Genomic DNA, 23766 nt, shown 5'->3' on the forward strand with positions numbered 1-23766 from the left:
TGCAGGTTCCAAATTTTAACCTACGGATTAAAATTACTTTTCTGAAACCGGCGAAAAACAGGTTGGAGGGACACAAAAAAAACAGCTCCCAAAAGGAGCTGTTTTTCCATTGTTAAAAAACCTTAATCTTAAATGCTTTTAGTAACTAAGCGCGTCTAATTAAAGGGTATTAACGCCGATTTCCAAACGAATTTTTCCCAACGTATGGAAATATTGTCCCAATGATACCAATTCGCTTCCGGAACAGAAAAATTGCTCCATTTACGGCCACCTAACTCTAAATAGCGTCGGATTTATGAGGAATTTTATTATATTTAAATTATGAAATATTGCTTTTTACTGGTCGGGATTTGCTGCTTTTATTTTTCTTTTGGCACACCAATCCCTAAAAACCCAGCAGATTACCGAGCAATATTTACCTACCCTCCCGATTTTGGCTCCGAATACCTGGAATCATTAGCGCAGCTAGCCCAATCGTATGAGGAAAAGGACAGCCTTCGCTGGCAAGTGCTATGGGATTGGGGTTATTACACGCATTCACGTCATCTGGAAAAATCACTGCATATCATTCAACTCGGACTTGATGAGGCGACCCATTCAAAAAATGCTCTTTGGAAAGGTAGGTTTCAGCTAATCAAAGGGGCCATCCTCATGCGCATGGACGAAACGGACCAGGCGGAGATGCTGTTGCAAATGGCGCTGAAAGAGGTCCCTGAATCAGAGTTTTGGCTTGCCTATACCAATTTGGGATACGTTTACGAAAGAAGGGGTGAGCTGGCCCCTGCCTTCGAATGGGCAAGAAAAACACTGGATTTGGGGGAAAAAACCGGACAAATTAAGGCCCAGGCCATGGCCTACAGTGACATGAGCTATTTACTCTGGAAACAGGGTAACTACAAGGAAGGGTTGGAGCTAGGTTTCAAATCCCTGGATCTTTTTGAAAAGCGAGGTATTCCGGATATGGATTTTGACTTTACCCATTATGTGGTGGGCAACCATTTAATCGCACTTTCCAGGCTGGAAGAAGCTGAAAACCACTTTAAAAAAAGCATTGCCATCGGCGAAAGGTTTGGGTTTTACAATAACCTCAGCGATGTTTATATTGCCCTCACCAGTCTCCAAATCAAAAAAGGAGCACTAGACCAGTCCGAAAAATCCGCCTATCTGGCCCTGGAATATGCCAGTTTACTTAAAAATTCCTTCATGCGCATGAGATCCCTTCTGGCGATAGGCGAAGTACAGCTTTTAAAAAGGGAATACCTGTCCGCTGAAAATTACCTCCTTCAAAGCATCGCCGAAGCCGGACCGGATTCCGGAGATCATTTTTTTTCCAAACAGGCCTACCTACATTTGAGTGAAACTTACGAGGCCACCGGTAAAACCCGGAAGGCACTGGTTGCCTTCAAAAAGTACCATGAACTTAACCGGACCATTTTTAATGAAGAGGCCGAGAAAAAGATGGCTTCCCTGGAAGCCGCCCTTGAGCTTGCGCAAAAAGACAACACTATAAAAGAACAGGCACTGATCCTTAGCAAACAAGATAAACAAGTGACTTTTTGGATTTTTGGCACCAGCCTGTTGCTGATTGTATCGCTCGTCACCTATAGGGGCTATCGCATTATCAAAAAGAAAAACAGGCTACTGGAAGAACAAAACCTGGAAAAAAGCCACCTGGTACGGGAAACCCATCACCGGATTAAAAACAACCTGCAGGTCGTTAGCAGCCTACTTTCCCTGCAATCAGAGCGGATTCAGGATCCCCAGTTGCAGCAAATCATGCTGGATAGCCAAAGCAGGGTACAAAGCATGGGCTTGGTTCATCAGACACTCTATCAGGGAAAAGACCTGGCCTACATAGAAATGAAGGATTATTTTACCAAACTTTCAGAAGATATCATCAATAGTTTTGGAGCCAGGGGCAAGGCAATCTTGTACTGTGAAATGGAAAAAATAACCCTGGACATCATAACCGCTATCCCGATTGGATTGATTGTCAACGAATTAATCACTAATTCACTGAAATATGCTTTTCCCAAAATGGAATTGGGATCCCTTTTTATATCACTCTACTGGCAAGACAGCGAATTAATGCTCGATTACCGGGATAACGGGATAGGCTTTGAGGAAGAGGAGGTGACACTTTCTCCCGGTTTTGGAAGACAATTGATTCAGCTATTATCGATTCAGTTGAATGGCGAAATGAGCAAAATACCGGATCAAGGGACCCACTTCCGATTCGTATTTCACCCGTAACACCATGAATTAAAACCAATATGATAAAAATTTTGATCCTGGAAGATGATCTGCTGCAAGCCACTCATCTGGCCCAAAGCGTCCGAAAATTAGGCTATTTGGTGTCTGGAATCGAAAATAGTGGGGAAAAAGCGGTGCTGCATTTTCAGGAACACCGCCCGGAACTGGTTTTGGTGGATATTGGATTAAAAGGTAAATTAAATGGCATCGAGGCAGTTACTCGCATGCAGGAAATTCAAGAGGTCAAGGCCATTTTTCTAACAGGTAATATCGGGCAGGATTTCTTTGAAGAAGCTAAATCCACCCGCCCTTTTGCCTTTATTGCCAAACCTTTTCAGGCTGTAGAACTTGAACGCACCCTGGCGCTGGCTGCCGAGCAGATTACATACGAACTGGAAAAACCAAGCTCTGAAGCCGAAGCGTCCGCTACCTTTTTGAAAGACAGGATATTCGTCAGAACGCATAACAAACTAGTTAAAATTTTATTTAAAGATATTTACTATGTAGAAGCAGACCGAAACTATGCTAAAATCCATACCAAAAACGAATCCATTCTGGTTGTTTGCCCCTTGAAAGTACTGGATCAAAAGCTGCCAGATCAGGAGTTTATCCGTATCCACCGGTCCTTTCTCGTTAACATCTCCAAGCTGGATGCCGTAGCAGATACCTTTCTGGAAATCAATAAAAAAAAGCTACCCATCAGCAAACAGCACAGGCAGGAATTAATTAAAAACCTCAATACCCTCTCTTGAAATAAACCTCCTTGAATCCGGGTAGATCTTAATTGACTAGAAATCAGGGGTAGACGGCACCATCTCTATTTCCTTACACCCTAGTGAAACCCACCTTTAATCGCCTGGAGTCCAAAGATATGGTAGCAAGCGCGGTGAGAGCGGGCATTGAATTTCAATAGCTATCGCCCTCAAATTAACCATTAGGTATAGAAAGTAATTAAAACGCTCGCGGTGTTCTCTGCGTCTCCGCTATGGCAGTGGCGTAAATCCCTATTTTTTTCTAACAAGAAATATGCGTTCTTTAAAAGAACCTATCAATAGGCACCTTTTAACCTTTATCGGTTTGAAACCCAAAATCTAAACCGAATCAGCTAAGTTTTTTCAGCAGTACTTCCCGTAAATTTAATTTTGCCCGCTCCTTCAGGTCTGAAGCAGCAAAGTCCAGGTCAGGCATACGGATAACGGTGTCAAAGCCCGCTTCCCTTCCCTCCTCACCGGAGGTGATCAGCCAACTCTTTTTTCCGTATTTTTTGGCCAACTGCAATAACTCATAACTCCCCTTCCCCTGCGCTGACTGCGAGTCGAACCGGCCTTCACCAGTTATCACCCTGTCCGCTTCCTGAATACGCTGCTCCATGCTGGTTTTGTCAAAAAAATATCCGGCACCTTGCTCCAGCTTCACCGGGAAAAAGGCATGCAATCCCAAAGCGATGCCACCCGCTGCACCAAAACAAGCTTGATCTTCTACCTCCCATTTAGACTTATTCTTTATTCGTTCGAAAAGATTTTGGGCAGCTTCCAGAAATCGCGGCTGCTCGTTCACGGTTAATCCTTTTTGCGGACCAAATACCGGAATGGCTCCTTCTTTCCCAAAAAAAGGATTACCCACATCACACAAGCAGGTGATGCGTAACTCAGGTAATTTCAGTGGCAACTGAATATGGGCTATTTTTTCTAAAAATCCCGGAACGAAAGGAATCAGTTCCCGGCCATTTTTATCCAAAAATTGCAAGCCGAGCGCCTGAAGAATCCCGGTACCCATATCAATAGTGGCACTTCCTCCCAATCCCAGCACGATGTGATTTGCGCCTTTTTCAACTGCCAGGCGAATCAGTTCCCCCGTTCCATAGGTACTACAGGTCCAGGGATCTTTTTCCTGATCCTTCAGGTCTTTGACCCCCGAAACCGTGGACACGTCCAGAAAGGCGGTATGGGAAGTAGGCTCGTATCCAAAAAAGCCTTTTTGTGATCGGCCCAGCTGCCCACATACCCAAGCCTCTACTTTTTCCAGTCCCAATTGTTTGCTCAGCAACAAACAGGTACCATCCCCTCCGTCCGCAATGGGGCAGCAATCGGTCTGGTCATTGGGGCGGCAGTTCTGAATGGTTTCTTCAATGATAGCGGCAGCCTCTTCCGCTTCCAGTGTTCCCTTAAATGCATTCGGTGCGATAAGCCATTTCATTCTTCATCGAGAATTTTCATGCGTTCAAAATAATCTTTGGTAGCCGCTATCACCTTAGGAGAAAGGTACAAGGCAGAAATCATGGTGGGGAAAGCCATTACCGCATACATACCGTCCACGAAACTCATCACCACACTTAGGGAGGTAACCGCTCCCCCGACTATGGTGATCAGGTAAAAGTAATTGTAATAATCAGCCTTATCAGCACCAAACAGGTAATTAAAGCATTTGTGACCGTAATAGGAATAGGTAAACATGGTGGAAAGGGCGAAAATAAGTACGGCAGCCATCAATAGGTATTTTCCAATTCCGGGTAAGCCCTGTTCAAATGCCGACAAAGTCAGTAATACCCCATCACGCTCCCCCGTTTGCCAAACCCCGGTAACCAAAATAACCAGGGCTGTCAGCGTACAAACGACGATCGTGTCAATAAAAGGGCCCAGCATGGCAATCAAGCCTTCTCTTACCGGCTCGCTGGTTTTCGAGGCACCATGCACCATGGGCGCCGTTCCGATTCCCGCTTCGTTGGAAAACGCGGCCCTTCTGGCACCGATGATAATTACCTGCCCCACAGCTCCTCCCAAAACCGCTTTACCGGTAAAGGCATCTTCTATAATGAACAAAAGCATCTCTGGCACCTCTCCCAGGTTTTTGAAAAGAATGATGAATACGCAGACAAAATACATGGTCACCATAAAAGGCACCAACCGGGAGGCTACTTTTGCAATCCGTTGGATACCTCCCAAAATGACCACCGCTACCAATAACATTACCGTGATTCCAATAATCCAGCGGGATGTCTGACCCCAGTCCAAACCAAATGGGCGCAACAGCACCACCCGCAAGACTTCCGTTAGTTGATTGGCCTGAAAAATGGCCAGCAAACCCATGATCCCGGCCACACAAAATATGACGGAAAGAAACCGCCATTTTTTCCCCATACCCTCTTCTATTACGTACATGGGACCTCCCTGAACGTGACCTGAGGAATCTTTTCCCCGGTACATGATGGCGAGGGTACAGGTAAAGAATTTGGTGGCCATGCCCACAAATGCCGAAACCCACATCCAGAAAATGGCTCCCGGGCCTCCCGTACCGATCGCCAGGGCCACGCCACTGATATTCCCCAAACCTACGGTAGCGGCGATGGCAGAAGACAGTGCCTGCAAAGAGGTAATGTCTCCCGAAGCATTGGGGTCATCGTACTTGCCTCCCACTACTTTCATCGCATGCCGCAATCCGCGGAATGGGATAAAGCGGGAATAAAACAACATGAAAAAACCACCGCCCATCAACAAGACCAACAATGGTGTTCCCCAAATCCAATTACTGAAGGCAATGATTAAATCTCCCAAGTTTCTCTAATTTTAGTGGCCAAAAATTCGATTAATATCCCTCCAAAGTAAGGATAAATTCCGAAAATACCCTTGAGCCGATCTGATAAATAGGTTACTTATGGTAGCCAAATTCCCGAAAGCTTTCTATTTTTGCGGGAATGCCCGCAAATTCTTCCCCCATGATCCGAAAACCACAAACCGTTGTTATCAAAATAGGCTCCAATGTATTGACCCTGGACGATGGGAGTCCGGACGTTCAACGCATGCGTAATTTAGTGGATCAGATGGCCTTTCTCCTGGAAAAAGGAATTCGGGTAGTTTTGGTTACTTCCGGAGCGGTAGCCTTTGGACGAAAATCCCAGCAACTCTCCACGAAAACCGATGCTGTTTCCAAAAAACAAGTTTGGGCGGCGATCGGACAGATTGCCCTCATCCGCTCGTATCAGGAATTGTTTTCCCAAAAGGGCTATCCCATTGCCCAATTGATGGTGACGAAGGAAGATTTCCGTGACCGGACCCATTACCTGAACATGAAAAACTGCCTGGACGGTTTGCTCAAAAATCAAGTGGTCCCGGTGATCAATGAAAACGATGCCGTGGCAGTCACCGAACTGATGTTTACGGATAATGACGAACTGGCCGGATTGGTGGCCGCCATGATTGATGCCGACAGCCTGATCCTGCTCACCAATGTGGACGGTATTTATAAAGGGCATCCCTCCGATCCGGGTTCTGAATTAATTGCCCATGTAGGGCAGAAAATGCCCGATCTCAGCCAGTACATTGCCACAGGTACTTCTTCCTTCGGCCGTGGCGGAATGTTGACCAAAATGACCATGGCCAAAAAATCTGCGGATCTGGGAATTGAAGTAATGATTGCCAATGGAAAAAAGGAGGGGGTTTTAACCGACTTTTACCACCAGAAACTCCGCTGTACCTATTTTGAACCTGGAAAATCCAAACACAATCAAAAGAAATGGATTGCCCATAGCGACACCTATTCCAAAGGAGAGATAATGATCAATGAGGGAGCCAAGAAAGCCCTGCTCTCCGAAAAAATTACCAGCCTGTTGCCCATAGGCATTCTGTCCATCAACGGAGACTTTCTGAAGGGAGACATTATCCGCATCATGGATGCCACCGGCCAACGAATCGGGTTGGGGAAGGCCGAATACGGTGCGGAAACGGCCCGGGACAAAATTGGCCTCAGCGGGCAAAGGCCATTGGTACATTATGATTACCTTTACATTTCTGAATCGAACTGATCATTGCCCGGAATAGACATCCTTTCTATGAAAAACCTGGAAAAAACCTTTCAAAACGTTCAAGCTGCCAGCAGGCAATTGTCCCTGCTGTCCGAAGCGAAAATCAACAAAATACTGGATGACCTGGCCATGGCCGCCATCAAATACACACCTGAAATCCTGGATGCCAATCAGGAGGATCTAGACCGCATGGATCCGTCTGATCCCAAATATGACCGGCTTAAACTCAGCGAAGAACGGCTAGAAAATATCGCCGAGGACCTCATCAATGTGGCCAAACTGGACACGCCACTTGGAACGGTATTGGCCGAAAAAAAGCTACCCAACGGCCTGGAACTTCAGAAAATCAGCGTTCCCATCGGGGTGATCGGCATCATCTACGAGTCCCGCCCCAATGTTACCTTTGACGTTTTTAGCCTATGCCTAAAGACCGGAAATGCCTTGGTGCTGAAGGGTGGGTCGGATGCCCATGCCTCCAATACCCTCATTCTGGAGGTGATCCATTCCGTTTTGAAAAAAAATAAAATTACTACCGATATAGTGGCTCTGCTTCCTGCCGACAGGGAAGCCACCAAAGAACTATTACAGGCGGTTGGCTACGTGGATGTCATCATTCCAAGGGGAAGCCAGGGGCTGATAGACTTTGTCCGGAACAATTCCAAAGTTCCCGTGATCGAAACCGGAGCTGGAATCGTTCACACCTACTTTGACCGCTCCGCCAACCTGGAAAAAGGCACGGCCATTATCTGCAATGCCAAAACCAGACGGGTAAGTGTCTGCAATGCCCTGGACTGCCTGCTGCTGGACAAAAGCCGGCTGGATGACCTGCCAACAATAGCCAAGCCACTTGCTGAAAAAGGGGTAACCATCTTTGCCGATACTGCCGCCTTCGGAGCCCTGTCCGGAAAGTATCCGGAAGATCTGTTGCAGCCAGCTGAAGAAAGCCATTTTGGAACAGAATTCCTGTCGCTCCACATGGCCATCAAATCCGTGGATGGGCTGGATGCCGCACTGGAACACATAGCCAGGTACAGCAGCAAACATAGCGAAGCCATCATTGCGGAAGATGAAAAGACCATTGCCCATTTTCTACGGGCAGTAGATGCGGCAGCGGTATATGCCAATGCCTCGACGGCCTTTACGGATGGAGCCCAATTTGGATTGGGTGCGGAGATTGGTATCAGTACCCAGAAACTGCATGCCAGAGGCCCCATGGCACTGGAAGAGATGACTTCCTACAAATGGGTGATCCGTGGAAACGGCCAAGTCCGTCCCTAAGTACGTTCAGGTTCCTTAGCTCATGATCTCTGATAAAACCCCACTGGTTCATCAACGAAAGCTTCTGGAAAAATTTCCCGGAAAAGGGGGATGGACCTACATTTCGCTGGCAGAAGTACCTTATGAGAAACGTTTTCCCTTTGGAATGGTACGCGTTCAGGGCAGCCTGGACGATTACCTCTTGGGTACCGTCAAGCTAATGCCCAAGGGAAATAAGGAACTGTTTTTGCCGGTAAATGCCAGGATTCGTAAGGTCCTGGGCAAAGAGGCCGGAGATGAAGTGCTGGTGAAATTATACAAAGTAGCCGCACCCGCCTCCATTCCGAAAGAAGTACTTGTCTGCCTGAAGGATAGTCCGGGTAGCCTGGAGAAATTTTATTCCCTACCTGTATGGAAGCAAACCCTGTATTTGGAAGCCATTGTGGATGCCAAATCTTCGGATGAAAAAACGGCTAACATCTTAAAGTTGCTGGAGGTTTTGGAGTAAAATTTCCGGCCGGGAGAAAAAGGCAGCACCAGCTGCGCCCGTTGCGAATGCTTTGCGGCCGCAGCGAGAAAAAGAGTTCATGTCGAGTACGCCGCGGAGGCCATCTAAAGCACATGCAAGAGTGATATATCTGCAAAATCCGTTAAAAATTCAGAATCGATCTCCTTGAATCAATTGGCTACTGCTTTAGCTGTAGGCACTAAGGAATGCACCAATATCCCCGGCTTTAGCCAAACCATTTATCCAAAAAGCTAAAAATCCCCATTTTACCATAAATACCCCGTTCCGATCGTGGAATGGGTACAGGATAATATCATCATTTCATTCACTTATCGCCACCCTAACAAATCCCATCTCATCTTCTCGATTCTTAAAAACCCACAACACCCCGTCCTTCACAAAATATTTAGAAGAGGGATTGATAGTAAGCTTAGGTATTGGTGTTTCACTTAGCAGATTAAATTCCATATCAAAAACACTGAGAAATACATCGATATTAGTTGTTTCATGGAGCAATCTTCTCTCTCGTTTTTCTTCACCAAATCTTCTTGAGGATGAGAGCCTCAAATACCTCTTGTTTTGTAGGTCCCAAACCAAGGGGCCAAAACTTACCTGTTCGTGGTAAGATTCCAGGGCATTGATCCTGTCCTCAATCGAATTTATTAAGTCACCTTCGGTAGCTATTGTTACCTTGCTTGGTGTATGTTGGGAGGAATAAGTCACTTGTTGAAGTTCATCGTTTTCCGGAGAGTACACATAAAAATCGTTTGAAAACTCATGGGAAATGATCATCTTATCCTGTTGACTGGTTATAAAGACCCGGGGATCCCATTTATTATAAGTTGTCAGATCTCCAAGTGTGTATTTTTTATAATTCCCGTTAGGATCAATTTCAAATGTAGAAATAAGGGTGTCCGCTATGTTTAGCTTTTTTAATGATATCCGATTTGTCGAATGGTCAGTAACCAATCCAAAGGCCAGGTGATCAAAGCTGGGATTTGCCATTTGCTGGTATACATTTTCTTTGTCAGCCATTCCTCCCTGCGCGAGGGAAATATTATTCCAATCAAATTTTTTCACCAGCCTGCCTTCTAAATTAAAATGGCCTCCAAATTGCCCTGCGAGGAACAATTTTCCATTCCCCAAACTTTTGAGCGAGGAGATCCATGAACCGGTACCATCCGGGCCTTCTTTTTGAAGCGGATATTTGTCCACGAGTTCCAGCCGGTCCAGATCTATCTTTTCAATGCTGTGGTCAAATTCGCTGTAGTTATACAGAAACGCATCTTCCTGACAGTAATCCGAGACTTGCAATAGATATTCCAAGTACAAAATCTCTCCCATGGAGTCTACTACCACGGAATCAACGCTGTAAGAAATTGTTTCAACGTTTGCGGCATCTTGCGATTTTCCGCAGGAAAAACCTACAATAAGTAAAATGCCAAGAAAAGTTCTGTTGAACATTGGATTCAAAGGTGTATGTAATAAAAGTAAAGCAACATTTCCTAAACCTATTCATTTTCAGGATATAATGGAAGTAAAATGAGTTAGTTTAACCATTTTTAACCCCAAATCATGGACGGGTAAATAGGAATAGGCTAGTTCCTATTGAATATTTATATCAATTGCCTACTGCTTTAGCTGTAGGCTATAATGAATTCGCCAGCATCATTGGCTTTAGCCAAAACTTTATCTCAAACCCTAACATCCAAATTTATAGTTCAACCTGTGAATTGGGCAATTACTTTATTGAAGGGGCTAATGATTTGCTGGTGTTCTTCCCAGCAATTTTGGCTAAAGCCAGGGGATTGGAAATCTATAATTTGGAATGGGCTAAAGCCCAATTCTATTGAGGGTTGTTCGGTTAAAGATAGATCTATCATGATCCGGAAGCAGCTTTACCTATCATCAATTGCCTGATAGCTATAGGCAATCGGAAAATTGTCCGCATCCCAGGCTTTAGCTAAACCTGGATAACCCAACACCCGTCCTATCAAAAATTTGGGCTAAAGCCCAGGACATTGGATTGCTATATTTTTGAATGGGCTAAAGCCGCATTCCTATTGAAGAGGGATCGCCCATTGATTTCAGCCATAATTTGGAATCAGGGTTCTTTTGATTCAATTGCCTCCTGCTTTAGCTGGAGGCAATGTTGAATTTATCGATGTCCCCGGCTTTAGCCAAACCATTTATCCCTGAAAGCTCAAATAAGAATTACACCATAAATGCTTCGGCTCCGTCATAAACAGGATAACCTCATAATGCTATTCGCTAATCGCCAACCTGATAAACCCCATTTCATCTTCCATATTTTCATACATCCAAACCTTCCCATCCTTGACAAAATGCCTTCCGGGCTTTTTGGTCAATTGGGGGACTAAAATTTCTCCCAGCATGTTTAAGTCCTTGTCAAATGCTGTTAAATACACCATCGTTTTGCTCTCATTTTCCTCATAGGAAAACCGGTAAAAACATTGTCTGTCACTATCCCAAAAGGGTGACATGAAATTAACTTCTTGTTTATACCTTGCATATTCAACCTTAAATTCCTCAGGAGTTTCATGTACTTTTTGGTATTCTTTCTCTTTTTGGTTGGCAGTAAGCTGGCTATCGTATGATTTCATAAACAAAGAATCCATCTCCGTGTCGTACCACATCAGAGCATTCGTGATTTCATTCGATAGTATCACTTTTTTACCAAACTTTTCTATCCCCACTTTTGGTGATTCGCTCATATGAACTGTAGCCTTTCCTGAGATCGTATATTCAAAGCTATAATCAGGTAATCTCTCAAAGCTTTTTAGCTCAACTCTGGAAGTTTCATATTCCTCCAAATGGAGCAGTCCCAAAACAAACCTTTTATCCTCATATCCTTGAATCAATCCATATAGTCGCTTTGCATCAGGGTCCAATAACACCCTATCTCCCTTTAACAGATCGCCCCCGTTATGCCAATCCGCCAAAGAGAAGTTTTCATAATAAACAGTCATTAACTTTTCCCCTTCCATAGAGAATAAGGAGCTCTGATACATACCCGTTATGGAAACATGGCTTTCATCGATAATTCTCATCACCCCTATCCCCGGCCCGGTCCCGTTCGGTCCTTCTTTTTCAAAAGGGAGCTTTTCCTCCAGGCGCAACTCATTCAGGTTAATTTTCTCCAGGGTATGGTCATCACCATTGAAATTATAAAAATATTTCCCGTCCTTACCCATGTCAGCATTCAAAAGCTGGTGCTTCACAAAGAGAATTTCATCACCGGAATCGATCATTACGGTGTCCAGAGAAAATTGCCGATTGGAAAAGTAGTCCGGACCGGTTTTGCCCACTTTCCCCTCACAGGAAACCAATAAAATAATGGCGAGGTACCATACATTTCGCATCTTGTATTTGTTTTAAAATCAATCCATACCATTCTTATTCTCCACCCTGAGTTCCACCCGAAACAGTCGAAAATAATCCCGCTCCACTTCTTCATCCGGTTTTTCTTGCATCCAGAGTTCATTATTCCTGAGCAACATGCTTTCCGGAGTCAATCCATCGGGAACAAAATCACTGACCTTATGGCCTTCAGCGTCCAGAATGGCTATTCTTTTGGCATATTTCTTCAGCATTCTTTCCCTGAATAGTAGGTTTTCCTGTTGGGTTTTATTCTCGTTTTCGGCTTCCTTATCTGCATCAGAATAGCCAGGGAAATAGGCGATCACAAAATATCCAGCTATCTTCTTGATATTCAAAATATTGCCTGAAGTGAATCTCAAGGTACCGTCAATGGAATTGTCATTTGAACCGCTGAAATACCGGTAGTCTTTCAGGTCAACAGGAACACTTGAAAGCAGAGAATAAGGTTTGTTTAAGCTGAAAACATAGATCACTGGTTCGGCTCCAAATACCACATATATGCGGTCATCTGCCAGGGTAAAAGAAGGTGCCCAGGAATCTCTAAAAAAGTATTTTCCACTTCTGAAAATACTGCTTTCGGGAAATTGGATAAAGGGTTCCTTCTCTCCTGTTTTTGGATCCAGCCAATTTAATAACCTCATTTCATTGTAAGCATCGATGCTACTGTAGTCGATATGCCGGGATCCCTGATCTACATATAAATATTTGCCGTTCCATTTTTCCATTCCAAAGCCCATAGCCTTCCAGGTAAAATTTGGAACCCGAAAATCTTTCAGTTTTACCTGGGATTGAAGTTCTCCGGTAAAATCATAAGTCATAAATCCATTGTATCCATAGACCAGAAAAGTTTTGTCATCAAGAATTCTTAATGTTGACATAAGCCCACCGTAACTATCTGGCCTATCGCTGAGTTTTGAAAACGAGGTAACTATATGGCCCTCAAAATTGGCAACCATGATGTCTTCAGAAAATTGCCTGTGCTCCATAAATAAGATAGTCCCGGACTTGGGGTCAAGGTCATGGACGGAAGGATTTCCCAGGTAATCAATCCGGATACTGTCCAGCTTTTCAAAGTAAACAGTAGTAGCAGCACCTTCGGTCTCTTTATTCCGGGTATCCTTGTTTCCGGAATCGCAGGAAAGCAACAGGAGGCCCATCCAAAAGATAATAAAGATTCGATGCATAGCCGGTAAATTTTTAAGCATGGAAAGAGGAAGACCTGTAATAATACCTAAGGTATGTTTCAACTATTAATTTAATAATTAAAATATTAAAATCAAACTTTTCTTAGGAGACCAATTAGATTTGAGAGTTGCCCGATCCGAAATTTGGGCTAAAGCCCATAACTTTTGATTACTATTTTACTGAATGGGCTATTTCCTATTGAGATAGGTTCGGATATTGATTTATCTGCCAAAATCCGTCTACAATTTCAGGATCAATCCCATTAAATCAATTGCCTACTGCTTTAGCTGTAGGGAACCTGGAATGTACCAGCATCCCAGGCTTTAGCCAAAACGTTATCCCCAAACCCTAAAATCCAAATTTACAGTTCAACCTTTGGATTGGGCAATTACCTATTGAAGGAGCTAATGATTTGCTGGTGTTCTTCCCTGCAATTTAGGCTAAAGCCAGGGGTTTGGATATCTATAATTAGAAATGGGCTAAAGCCCAATCCTATTGAGGGTTGTTCGGTTAAAGATAGATCCATCATGATCCGGAAACAGAAGTTTTTTGAATCACTCGCCTACTTATCTAGCTTTAGATTCCCCGATCTGAATGGTTTCGAAGAGAGCTGGGGTTATTCATTTGTATCAGTTAGTTTGTAAATTCCATACCGAATAAAGTCCTCTTCAATATCAGGATTCTCTAGTTTTATCAATAACCTGTTTCCCGGAAGGCTCATCGTAATCTTCCCATAGGGAATTTTCATGTCTTTAGTCAATTGTCCGGATTGGTTGAATAGAATCAGCCGATGGTACTCCGGATCTCTGAAATGATGGTAGCTAGGGTCATCTGCGATCTTATTTTCATAGGTGCCATAGGGAATTTCCCGGATATACTCCAGGGCCATTAATCCATCATCCAGCTTGAATATGTTGTGGTTATAGGCAGCTAAAGTAATATGGTCATAAGATGGCAAACTTTTTCTTGTTATTTGATTGGATTTTAGAATTTTAAATTCCCCATGATTAATTTTAATCTTAGATATCACCTGATTGGTGTTTAAATTAATAACTGTGATTTCATTATCCAAGGATGTTGTCATGTACAACCTGCTATTCCCCCTATCCAGTGTATATATCGGGAAATAAATGCCATCTATAGACTCGTCAAGGTATTCATAGTGAGGTCTTTCAGTAACAGGAGCAACTTCATATGCGGCATTCCCTTCTTTGTGAAATATTTCGATTAATTTTTTCTCTCTAAAATCACTTACACCTGCAAATTTACTGGCACCTGATGGGTTGGTTATAAATAAGAAATCAGTTTTGTCTCCGTTTTTGTAGAAGTAAGAAAATGGTTTTGATCCCCCGTAAATATAAATCTGTCCATTGGATTCATAACGGCTTCTCTCTTTCAATTTCAACTTTTGATCATAAAGCAAAAGCTGATGAGGAGTCAATGCCCAGATGTTGCCTTCATCCGAGAAACCTAAGCAATTTAAGGTAGATCCATATTGTTCAGGTCCCTGACCCTTCATGTTTCTACTGATAACAATTTCACCATCCTCTTTTACCAAAGTTATTTCCAAGCCCTTAGATCGTTTATTCGTATATCCTAAAAACATCTCTTCCTTTGGAAAGTAATCGATCAGGTCAATTTGAACTAATGAATTTATTTTGAATTCACCTACTTTCTCTAACTTGTATTGAGCAAAGGAAAATCCTGGCCAAATAAGCATCATTAAACTTAATAAGTGAATTAAAGCCAATTTCTTGATGTACCTATTCATTTTATTTTTTGGTTTATGAAGTGAATCCTTTCAATAATTTCCTGTCTGTTGCTTGTAATGACAACTTAGGCATGGTTTATTGATCAGCCCGATCGATTTTCAGCCCCACCCGAACCAGCCGGAAGTAATCCCGCTCCACTTCATCGTCCGGTTTTTCCAGCATCCACAGCTCGCCGTTTCTGTGCACCATGGAGCTGGCTATTAGCCCCTCAGGTTCAAAATCGCTTAGCCTATTTCCCAAAACGTCGAAAATAGCCATTCGGTGTGGGTATTTTTTCCGCATCTCCTTCCAGAAATTTGTTGCTTCCGCCGGTGTTTTTTTGGCAAAAGAAGCTTCCCTATCCGCGGCATTAAAGCCTGGAAAATAGGCAATGACGAAATAAACATCCACCATCTTGATATTCAGTATTTTACCTGAGGTTCTGGCCTGACCAAAGAACCTCACATCTGTAGCATACTCACTCTTACCTCCAGAAAACCGATAGTCAGGCAAATCAAGCGGTAACGCTTCGAGCAAGGGATGAGGGGCAGCTCCATCAAAAAGGTACACCATTGGCTCCAGACCAAAGACCACGGCAATTTTGTTCTCTGAAACCGTAAAGGCAGGAGCCCAGGCATTTCGGAAGAAATATTTTCCCTCCATAAAAACACTGGAATTAGGGAAATGAAGAAGCGGCTTGGTTTCGCCTGTATGGGGATTCAGAAATACCAATGGGTGCAGTGCCGCATAATCTTCCGCACCATTGGGCAACCTGATACTACTGCCTGGATTCATGTATAGGTATCCATTACCCAAGGGCTCTATGCCATTTCCTAATCCGATCCGGGAGGAACCCTGATATGGGGGTTCACGGTGTTTCACCAAAGATTGCAGCTCTCCTTCATAATTATAGGTCAAAAAACCTTTAGATCCATAGGCCAAAAAGGTGTCATTTCCGACAATTTTTAGCGAAGCCAACAAATTTCCATAGGTATCGGGAAAGTCTCCCCATTTCGAAAAAGTTGCCCGGACAGATCCTTCAAAATTAGCCACCGTGATTTTTTGGGAGGTTTCCTTGTGTTCCATAAAAAGGACAGTTCCGTTAATGGGGTCTAAGTCGTGAACAGTTGGGTTTCCCAGGTAATCAATCCGGATACTGTCCAGCTTTTCAAAGTAAACAGTAGTTGCAGCACCTTCGGTCTCTTTATCCCGGGTATCCTTGTTTCCGGAATCACAGGAAAACACCAGCAGGATAATCCAAAAGAGATACAACAAGCGATACATGATCAGTGAATTTTCTGATAAAGAAAAGAAAAAAACCTACCTTAAAGCGGAGGTCATCTTTCAGGTTTCATTTTACAACTATTAATTTATTAGATAAATTCAGTAATTCCAACTTTTATCTCAATTATTTAGTTTAATATTGAACGGAAGAAGGTCGGTCGATGAAGGATTGAAAAAGATTGAAGGGATTGAATAAGATTGAATAAGATTGAAAGGGATTGAGGAAGATTGTTGAGATTGCTGGAGTTGGCTGAATGTTAATTGAGAGACTGCAGAATGCTGTAAATTAGACCTAAAGGTTCCTAAGGTCTTCAATACAAAAATCCAAAAAGCCACAATGGTACCTTTTTTCCGAAACCAATTTCTATATCGTCTGCAGCTAAAAGGTATTGGGATTCATTCTTTCCCTGGTTGGCATTTTTATTCTTCCCCCCTGCCTCAATGTATACACCAGAAACATAAAAATCACCTGATCTTGGCAGGGTGACCGGTAATTTCGCATTCCTGAGTTGGCTAAGTAAAAATGTCTCCCTGATCGATCCGATGTCAGGATGTGCCTTTAGGGCGAAAGCCAAGTTGGTATTCTCCAAATAGACTTTCTCAGGTTTCTGCAAGGTCGAAACCCCTTTTCCCTGAGCTAAAAGCAAATTCAGCATCCTGGCTTTTTTAAGGTGAACTAACCAGGCATAAATAATTTCTCTACTGACGTCAAGCTTTCTTGCCAATGCGGAAATATTGGGCTTAAATGGAACAGATTCTGCCAACACACCCAAAAGCTTTTTGACTTTGAACGCCATCCCAGGACTATAGCCTTGAATAAAAGCCAAGTCTGTATCCACTACGGTATTAATTGTTTGACTCAGACGAATAGGCATATCCTCAGAGTCACTTTCTTTGAAAAAAGGAAAGTAGCCATATTTTAGATATTCCCTAAATAAGGGCAAAGGCTGTAACTGATGGACGATGTCTGAGGCCATATCATTGGGCCTATTTACCAGATCACCCCATGAAATGGAAGGAAAAGTCAAACCCTTTTCCATGTTTAAAAATTCCCTGAAAGAAAGTCCTGGCAAATCATAAACAATGACGCGCCTGCTAAGATCTGCCTCTCCTCGGTAAATATCCAGTGCGGAGGACGATGAAAAAACCACACGTAAATCAGGATACCCATCGTAAATATTCTTTAGTTCTCTTGACCAGTTTGGGTATTTATGAACTTCATCGATAAATAAATACCTCCCTCCATTTTTATAGAATTCATCCGCAGTTTCCACCAAATTGTGAGTATAAAACCAATAGTGATCTGCAGTCACATACAATACTTTCTCCCTTGACTGCTTGAGGTGATAGCGGATATATTGCAACATCAGGGTCGTTTTCCCTGTACCTCTTGGACCCTTTATAGCCAGCATTCGCTGCTCCCAATTAATGGTTTGTAAAAGAAACCTATAGAAGCCGCCACCAACCTGCTTGATTAAATTGTTGTGAAAAGCATACAAAACATCCATTTTTTTGTCAGTTATAGATGACAAATATAAATAAAAATTGTCATCTATAACTGACATTTTTTAAAGTAGTGTGTTTTAGCCCTTCAAATCATACCCAAATAATACAGCGAAAACTTGTAATTAACCGCCCTCTTGGTAATCAATGGCAGTTTTTTTTATAATTTTTGAAGACAGGATTTCGGCGATCAGAACAGGAGCAACCCCGACACCCTAATCGTCCAGCTTATCCGGATAACAAACCACACACAGGTCTGGCTGCTCCACCGTCATTTAATAACTGGCTTCAACTCAAAAACCGAATAGGTGGAATAGGTAGGTTCATCCTCCCCCTTATACTTGTCCCGCAGCAGAAGTCGCTTGCCTGGAAGCAAAAGGATCTCCGAATGGGGTTCGCAGCTCGCCGGAAAGGCAATCTCCTCCTCTTGGTGCACGCCATCCTGAATAAGTATCAAATGGTACAACTCAGGATCCCTGTAGGAAAAATATTCCGGATCTTTAGCCTTTCTCGCCTCGGTGGCAGCCTCTGAAAGTCCTTCGAAATAAAGTACAGCAAACAGATTGGGTTCAAAATGAAATAATGCCGTATTTCTTGCTTTCTGGACGGCAGAAAAACGCTGATGCTCGAAATTCAGCATCTCTTCCAGCGCGAAATCCTGTGTCATATCATAAACCCCAATCTCATTTGACCTATCGTAGGTCAGGAAAAGGCGACTAGCGGCTTTGTCCAGTGCAAAAACCTGAACTGGGTTCGCCCGCTTGGAATCTGGATTCATCTCAACCTCCGGCAGTAGCTCAGTATCATTGGGTAATGCCTTATCCAAGCCTTCCTTTTGGGGATTGTAAAGCTCAATCAGGTAATCAGGTCCATCTTCCCCATCCATTACTCCTGCAGAATTATTGACTCCTGAGAAAAAATTGGTGAAAAAATAAGGATCTGAGGCATCCTGCAACCGAAAATAGGGAACCCTTAGCTGAGGGCCTGAATAAAACCTGATGAACACTTGGGAGGCAAATCGTATCCTACCTTCTACCTGCCAATTTACATTATACCTCAAAAATTCACCTGAGCTCTGTAAATAATATCCACTTCCTTCCTGATTGAAGGAAGCCGCCAACAGACTGCTGTTGTACTCGTTGGGACCCTCCCCTACCCGATAAGCAGCCTCTAAAAGCTCACCTTTTCCATCCAACACCAAAAACTCCTCCGTAATTTGATCATAGGCCAGAAAACGATCTTCTATTGGGTGATAGTCAAGCAATCTGACGGTATTTTCCCGGTCTATACGGATGGAGTCCACCTTTTCCAAATAATAGGTAGTACTTTCACTCATTTCCTCTTCTGACTTACTGCTTTTATGGCAGGAAATTACAGCCATCGCTGCCATTATGATCCAGGCTCCCGACTTGTACGATTTGGTTGGTATTCCAAGGAAATAATGCATTTTGGATGAGCTTTTTAAATGAAATTTAAAACTAATATGGACAAACAAATATAAACCTGAATCAGCATACATTTGGCCTATTCCAAATTTGGGCTAAAGCCCAGGAATTTTGATTGCTGTTTTTTTTGAATGGGCTAAAGCCGCATTCCTATTGAATATATAAACGAATTGTCTTAATAGCGGTACCAATTTGGGCTAAAGCCCTCGGTTTCTTGGAATGGGCTATTTCCTATTGAATGTTTTTATCAATTGCCAACTGCTTTAGCTGTAGGCAATCGGAAATTTATCAATATCTCCGGCTTTAGCCGAACCATCTATCCAGCCTCTCAAATTTTTGCCCGGGAAGCGTTGGATATCTTCGAATTACCTGCCTTTTCATAGAAACAAAAAAAATTGCGCGCCCTGTTTAAAATTAATAATTAAGTCCTTATTTTAGCCCTTAGTTTACAAAATAGGAAAGCGACAGGGTTCCAAATCGCTTCATTTTTTATGGGTTTGGAATCTTTACAGACTTTTTAATTGGTGAACAATGACTTTTAATCAGTATTAACTTTTATACATATGAAAAAAACAGCTTGGTTGGCCTTGATAGCAATAGGTGTCATGGCATGTGAGGGAGGTGATTTTTCGGATGTCCCGGCACAGGTCGATAATGAGGATCCGGAAGAGGAAATTGAACCTGAAATCCCAGAAGAAAAGCCCTTTGAAGGCATGACCCTCACCGCTGTCGGTGGGGGAGCGATCAACTATGGGGTGAGAGATATGCTTTTTTTCGAAGAGCAATTAATCGTATCCGGAGAATTTTCTCGAATCAATGGCATGGGTGCGGATTATGTGGGTGCCTATGATGGTAACCAATGGAAGAAAATGGGCCGCGGATTACCCAACCTGACCCCTACCTTGCTGGTTCACGAGGGGGCTCTTTATGCCGGCGGCCATTTTATGGACGCAAACCATGAGGAGGCGCTGCATTTGGTAAAATGGAATGGCAATGGCTGGGAGGAAGTGGGGGAAGGACTCAATCTCCCGGTCAACACATTGGGGGTCTACCAGGGCAGTCTGATTGCTGGTGGAGATTTTACCATTGCCGGAATTGGGAGTCAGGACATTCCTACCATGCACATTGGTAGTTGGAATGGTGAACGATGGCGCATGTTGGGCAGCGGACTGAATGGGCCTGTGCATACACAAATCGTGTACAGGGGAGAATTGGTGGTAGCAGGAGATTTCACAACGGCCGGAGGAGAGGCCGCCCGTAGTATCGCCACCTGGAATGGGCACAGTTGGAGCAACTTCGGAGCGGGAATCGACGGTCAGGTGTTTGATTTGGCGGTCTATAAGGATGAGTTATACGCCACTGGCATCTTCAACACCGCTGGGGGTACGCTGGCAAACCACATTGCCAAATGGAACGGCTCTGAATGGATAGCCCTGGGTTTGGGACTTAACATGACCGACCCACCTTCTTCCACCTTTGATTTGGCCGGTAGGGGCTTGTGTGTCATCAAGGACCACCTGTGGGTCGGGGGGGCGTTTAATTCCGTGGGTGGAGCACCTACCGAAAATATCGCCATCTGGGATGGTGAAAGTTGGCATGGAGCCGTTACCGGACCCAATAACCGGGTGGATAAAATCTATTTCCACGAAGAGGTAATCTATCTTGGCGGATATTTCAACCATTACGATGAGGCCGGGTTTGTGGCCATTTGCAAGATTGGAAAGTGATGTGTTTCGTTGGGTTTTATCATCGGGTCAGTGAAACCTGAACGCAAACAAATCAGCATCTTTCAGGTACACCCGCATACGGATTGGTTTTCCGGATAACTCTGAGACATCACTACTGCCGTTCCAAAACACTTCCCTGGAAATTTCATTACCGATTACTGGTTGGGCTTCCTCCATGGAATACCCTGGTATTTTGTTTCCATTTTCATCCAACAGCTCTATTCTGATTTCCCCGGCAGCAGAGGTGGAATAATTCAACTCCAGGGCTTTTCCCTCGAAGGTAAAGGGTTTGGTAAGCATTTCCCCGCCTTCATATCCAGCGGACAAAGAAGCAAATCCATCCAGACGCAGGGCATAACGGCGCAGGTGAGCAGATGGCTGGGCATAATCCTGGTTCACATAAATGGACATTTCGGTCTTTCCGGTTTGTACCACATTCAATGCGGGGTAGTTGGATCGGGATACCCAGTTCTGCAAACCGATGCCCGGCCGGATAAAGGATTCCATAAATTGACGTTCATATTGGTTTCCTCCCCTTGACGACATCAAGATGACATCGGAGCAGTCGTTGTAATAGTTGGGATTCACTCCCAACTTTTCCGCTTCCGCATCCGAAACCACCTTTCGGTTGGGCATGAAACGCGCACCGATGGCCAGGTAGATGTGGGGTGCCCGGAAATAGGGACTGGTCTGCTGCGTATACAGGTGTTCGTAGGGGGTATTCCCAAAGCCCATCGGCTCGGGGTCTGTCCAATGGATAAAATCCTCAGAAGTGGTTCGACTTACCGAGCGGAACCCTTTGTATCCCTTACCTGTCCAGGAGCGGAAATAACAGACATATACCTGTTCTTCTTCCGACCAAAAGGATACATTCTGTGAATCAAATACTCCCTGGGTAAACACGGCTTCCTCTTGGACTTTCCTCCAGTTTTTCCCGTCTGCAGAGGTGAAGGCCACCAGACCACTTTTAGAAGTGCCGCCCAGGGCCTTGAATTTTTCATTTGGTTTGGCGGCCGGATTGCTGTCCAGAAAGGGGCTGAAATTATGCGTTACCGGGGCTTCATTGGCCAAGATTACATTGTTGTTTTTGCTTCCTTCTATTTCATAGATGCCAAGGTCGGGCTTTTCCCAGTGTATGCCATCTCTGGATTCGGCATAGCAGGTCACTTCAGAGCTGTTTCCATCTTTACCCGCCGAGGGAACACCCCGGTAATAAGCCCTGAAAAAGCCATCTTCCTCAATGATGGTCACATAGGCAGAGAATGCGCCTTCCCATGGCTTGTCAAAATCCAGTACCTTTCCCTTGTCTTCGGGATGGTGCAGGGTAATTTGGGCCTTTTCCAGGGATGCGATCAGGTATTGGTCCACGAATAGCTCTCGATCGCTTCCAATTAGAAATGGTTCAGCCTTTTGCCCATAGGAGCCTGAGAAAGCAAATGCAACTACAAAAAGAGTAATGAACAGTTGTTTTTTCATATTTTTATCGAATAAACTTTCTATTTAAAGTACTTAACGGGTATGTTACCAAACTTAGGTAAATACCGCTTATTACTCAAAAAATAAAAGCCTAAAGCTATCTGCGAAGAGATTAATTGTCAAAAAAGGTATTCTGCTAAGCCAGGCCAAGAGAAACACTCCATCGGAGATTATTTTTTTCTTGTACCAAGCCAAAAAATATGCCCGATTCGAAAGCGGCGCAGGCGATTCCATGCATTTGAAAAAAATCAAATGTGTTCAGTGGTCTATACGCACCGGACCATTTATTCCATTTCCTTTCTAAGGATAAATTTGGCTTTTACCAGTTGATTCTTAACCGTATTTTTTGAAATCATCAGAATATCGGCGATTTCATTGTAGGACTTTTTTTCAAAATAATTCATCTCCAGTATTTTTCGCCTTTTGGGAGATAAATTTCCAATAATGCTTTCCATTTTGGTCAATTGCGCTTCCTTCACCTGGCTGCATTCATCCTCTTCTTGATGGATTCGTTCCCAGAATTTTTCTTTTAGACTATTATTTTTGTTCAAAGCCTTCAGGTAATCGAAAATCTCGTTTTTGACCGAGGTAAATACATAGGAATTAAAATTTAATTCCGGCCGAATTTTACTCCTCCGCTTGAGAATTTTCATAAATACCTCGTGATAAATGTTCTCCGCCTCCTGCTCATCTTTGATAATGGAAACACTGAAACGGATCACAGGTACCCTGTAATATTGGTAAATCTTTTCAAAGGCCTTTCGGTCCCCATTTCGAAAACCATCCAGTAATTTTTTGTCAGGTTGTTCCATATCCCAAGTATTTAAATGGTGATAAACTATTTGGCAGACACAACTCAGCTAATATTTCGTGAAAGTGCCCCCTATTTTTTTATGAATATCAAGGTTTATATTGGTAAAATCTGCGCAAATCACGTATATTAATCTTCATTTTGCGAATTTAACAAATACATTAGGGATTGGAAATGAAGGATTTAACAATTTCTTGATAAAAAATTCACCGAAACATTGATAATATCATGCAAAAAACCGTATGTTTTTATAATTGTGTTAATTTTCCAGAAAATTCCTGATTTAGGAAGAAAAATAATTTTTATAAAATTAGATGCGCTTTAGAGAAAGTAGCATTGAATAAAATTGAATAACTTTTTAGGGGA

At 43.4% G+C, this 23766-nt stretch carries 18 protein-coding genes; 7 read left to right on the plus strand and 11 right to left on the minus strand.

The window, feature by feature from the left end; genetic code table 11:
* The first annotated feature begins 321 nt into the window (after positions 1-321).
* Positions 322-2253, plus strand: coding sequence for a tetratricopeptide repeat-containing sensor histidine kinase (locus GJQ68_RS03795; RefSeq protein WP_162415977.1), 1932 nt, complete (start codon positions 322-324; stop codon positions 2251-2253).
* 20 nt (positions 2254-2273) lie between these two features.
* A complete protein-coding gene (locus GJQ68_RS03800) occupies positions 2274-3005 on the plus strand; it encodes a LytR/AlgR family response regulator transcription factor (protein ID WP_162415978.1) in 732 nt (243 codons plus the stop codon).
* Positions 3006-3354: 349 nt separating this feature from the next.
* Here the strand turns inward: GJQ68_RS03800 and GJQ68_RS03805 are convergent, their stop codons facing one another.
* Positions 3355-4449 (minus strand): glycerate kinase, encoded by a 1095-nt coding sequence (locus GJQ68_RS03805; RefSeq protein WP_162415979.1) that lies wholly within the window; start codon positions 4447-4449, stop codon positions 3355-3357.
* Entirely contained in the window at positions 4446-5804 is a 1359-nt protein-coding gene (locus GJQ68_RS03810) for an alanine/glycine:cation symporter family protein (RefSeq protein WP_162415980.1), read from the minus strand. Before GJQ68_RS03810 ends, GJQ68_RS03805 begins: the two co-directional genes overlap by 4 nt.
* A gap of 161 nt (positions 5805-5965) precedes the next feature.
* On the opposite strand from GJQ68_RS03810, the gene proB reads away from it, so the two are divergent.
* Genes proB through GJQ68_RS03825 form a run of 3 tightly spaced genes read left to right on the plus strand, consistent with a single transcriptional unit; the run spans position 5966 to position 8816 of the window.
* Positions 5966-7051: a glutamate 5-kinase gene (proB, locus tag GJQ68_RS03815; protein WP_162415981.1), complete on the plus strand. Its 1086-nt coding sequence runs from the start codon at positions 5966-5968 to the stop codon at positions 7049-7051.
* Between the two features lie 27 nt (positions 7052-7078).
* The gene (locus GJQ68_RS03820) at positions 7079-8329 is read left to right on the plus strand and encodes a glutamate-5-semialdehyde dehydrogenase (protein WP_162415982.1); all 1251 of its coding nucleotides are present in this window, start codon (positions 7079-7081) and stop codon (positions 8327-8329) included.
* A 22-nt stretch (positions 8330-8351) separates the two neighbouring features.
* On the plus strand, positions 8352-8816 hold the full coding sequence (locus GJQ68_RS03825; protein ID WP_162415983.1) for a YdeI/OmpD-associated family protein: 465 nt from the start codon (positions 8352-8354) through the stop codon (positions 8814-8816).
* Positions 8817-9137: 321 nt separating this feature from the next.
* Here the strand turns inward: GJQ68_RS03825 and GJQ68_RS03830 are convergent, their stop codons facing one another.
* The gene (locus GJQ68_RS03830; RefSeq protein ID WP_162415984.1) at positions 9138-10280 is read right to left on the minus strand and encodes a DUF4221 family protein; all 1143 of its coding nucleotides are present in this window, start codon (positions 10278-10280) and stop codon (positions 9138-9140) included.
* Between the two features lie 161 nt (positions 10281-10441).
* Between GJQ68_RS03830 and GJQ68_RS03835 the strand changes: the two genes are divergently transcribed.
* Positions 10442-10669, plus strand: a complete 228-nt coding sequence (locus GJQ68_RS03835) for a hypothetical protein (protein WP_162415985.1) — start codon at positions 10442-10444, stop codon at positions 10667-10669.
* A 411-nt stretch (positions 10670-11080) separates the two neighbouring features.
* Here the strand turns inward: GJQ68_RS03835 and GJQ68_RS03840 are convergent, their stop codons facing one another.
* From GJQ68_RS03840 to GJQ68_RS03865, 6 genes are all read right to left on the minus strand, one after another.
* Positions 11081-12199 (minus strand): DUF4221 family protein, encoded by a 1119-nt coding sequence (locus GJQ68_RS03840; protein WP_162415986.1) that lies wholly within the window; start codon positions 12197-12199, stop codon positions 11081-11083.
* An 18-nt stretch (positions 12200-12217) separates the two neighbouring features.
* Complete coding sequence (locus GJQ68_RS03845; RefSeq protein ID WP_235941071.1) at positions 12218-13402, minus strand: hypothetical protein; 1185 nt, start codon at positions 13400-13402, stop codon at positions 12218-12220.
* Between the two features lie 617 nt (positions 13403-14019).
* Positions 14020-15174, minus strand: a complete 1155-nt coding sequence (locus tag GJQ68_RS03850) for a hypothetical protein (protein WP_162415987.1) — start codon at positions 15172-15174, stop codon at positions 14020-14022.
* A 76-nt stretch (positions 15175-15250) separates the two neighbouring features.
* Positions 15251-16438 (minus strand): hypothetical protein, encoded by a 1188-nt coding sequence (locus GJQ68_RS03855; RefSeq protein ID WP_162415988.1) that lies wholly within the window; start codon positions 16436-16438, stop codon positions 15251-15253.
* Positions 16439-16749: 311 nt separating this feature from the next.
* On the minus strand, positions 16750-17946 hold the full coding sequence (locus GJQ68_RS03860; protein ID WP_162415989.1) for an ATP-binding protein: 1197 nt from the start codon (positions 17944-17946) through the stop codon (positions 16750-16752).
* Positions 17947-18212: 266 nt separating this feature from the next.
* Positions 18213-19388, minus strand: coding sequence for a hypothetical protein (locus GJQ68_RS03865; RefSeq protein ID WP_162415990.1), 1176 nt, complete (start codon positions 19386-19388; stop codon positions 18213-18215).
* A gap of 561 nt (positions 19389-19949) precedes the next feature.
* Between GJQ68_RS03865 and GJQ68_RS03870 the strand changes: the two genes are divergently transcribed.
* On the plus strand, positions 19950-21113 hold the full coding sequence (locus tag GJQ68_RS03870) for a hypothetical protein (protein ID WP_162415991.1): 1164 nt from the start codon (positions 19950-19952) through the stop codon (positions 21111-21113).
* Positions 21114-21140: 27 nt separating this feature from the next.
* Here the strand turns inward: GJQ68_RS03870 and GJQ68_RS03875 are convergent, their stop codons facing one another.
* Together GJQ68_RS03875 and GJQ68_RS03880 are read right to left on the minus strand one after the other, a co-directional pair.
* The gene (locus GJQ68_RS03875; protein WP_235941073.1) at positions 21141-22589 is read right to left on the minus strand and encodes a glycoside hydrolase family protein; all 1449 of its coding nucleotides are present in this window, start codon (positions 22587-22589) and stop codon (positions 21141-21143) included.
* A gap of 284 nt (positions 22590-22873) precedes the next feature.
* Complete coding sequence (locus GJQ68_RS03880; protein WP_162415992.1) at positions 22874-23401, minus strand: RNA polymerase sigma factor; 528 nt, start codon at positions 23399-23401, stop codon at positions 22874-22876.
* Between the last annotated feature and the right edge of the window lie 365 nt (positions 23402-23766).

The sequence above is a fragment of the Cyclobacterium roseum genome (assembly GCF_010119225.1).
Lineage (GTDB): Bacteria > Bacteroidota > Bacteroidia > Cytophagales > Cyclobacteriaceae > Cyclobacterium > Cyclobacterium roseum.

Bases quoted from the DNA above. Each gene is read 5' to 3' on its own strand.
- GJQ68_RS03795 (WP_162415977.1), top strand. From the start codon at position 322: ATGAAATATTGCTTTTTACTGGTCGGGATTTGCTGCTTTTATTTTTCT.
- GJQ68_RS03845 (WP_235941071.1), bottom strand. From the start codon at position 13,402: ATGCATCGAATCTTTATTATCTTTTGGATGGGCCTCCTGTTGCTTTCC.
- GJQ68_RS03865 (WP_162415990.1), bottom strand. From the start codon at position 19,388: ATGCATTATTTCCTTGGAATACCAACCAAATCGTACAAGTCGGGAGCC.
- GJQ68_RS03855 (WP_162415988.1), bottom strand. From the start codon at position 16,438: ATGTATCGCTTGTTGTATCTCTTTTGGATTATCCTGCTGGTGTTTTCC.
- proB (WP_162415981.1), top strand. From the start codon at position 5,966: ATGATCCGAAAACCACAAACCGTTGTTATCAAAATAGGCTCCAATGTA.
- GJQ68_RS03805 (WP_162415979.1), bottom strand. From the start codon at position 4,449: ATGAAATGGCTTATCGCACCGAATGCATTTAAGGGAACACTGGAAGCG.
- GJQ68_RS03875 (WP_235941073.1), bottom strand. From the start codon at position 22,589: ATGAAAAAACAACTGTTCATTACTCTTTTTGTAGTTGCATTTGCTTTC.
- GJQ68_RS03860 (WP_162415989.1), bottom strand. From the start codon at position 17,946: ATGGATGTTTTGTATGCTTTTCACAACAATTTAATCAAGCAGGTTGGT.
- GJQ68_RS03825 (WP_162415983.1), top strand. From the start codon at position 8,352: ATGATCTCTGATAAAACCCCACTGGTTCATCAACGAAAGCTTCTGGAA.
- GJQ68_RS03840 (WP_162415986.1), bottom strand. From the start codon at position 12,199: ATGCGAAATGTATGGTACCTCGCCATTATTTTATTGGTTTCCTGTGAG.
- GJQ68_RS03800 (WP_162415978.1), top strand. From the start codon at position 2,274: ATGATAAAAATTTTGATCCTGGAAGATGATCTGCTGCAAGCCACTCAT.
- GJQ68_RS03830 (WP_162415984.1), bottom strand. From the start codon at position 10,280: ATGTTCAACAGAACTTTTCTTGGCATTTTACTTATTGTAGGTTTTTCC.
- GJQ68_RS03880 (WP_162415992.1), bottom strand. From the start codon at position 23,401: ATGGAACAACCTGACAAAAAATTACTGGATGGTTTTCGAAATGGGGAC.
- GJQ68_RS03850 (WP_162415987.1), bottom strand. From the start codon at position 15,174: ATGAATAGGTACATCAAGAAATTGGCTTTAATTCACTTATTAAGTTTA.
- GJQ68_RS03870 (WP_162415991.1), top strand. From the start codon at position 19,950: ATGAAAAAAACAGCTTGGTTGGCCTTGATAGCAATAGGTGTCATGGCA.
- GJQ68_RS03820 (WP_162415982.1), top strand. From the start codon at position 7,079: ATGAAAAACCTGGAAAAAACCTTTCAAAACGTTCAAGCTGCCAGCAGG.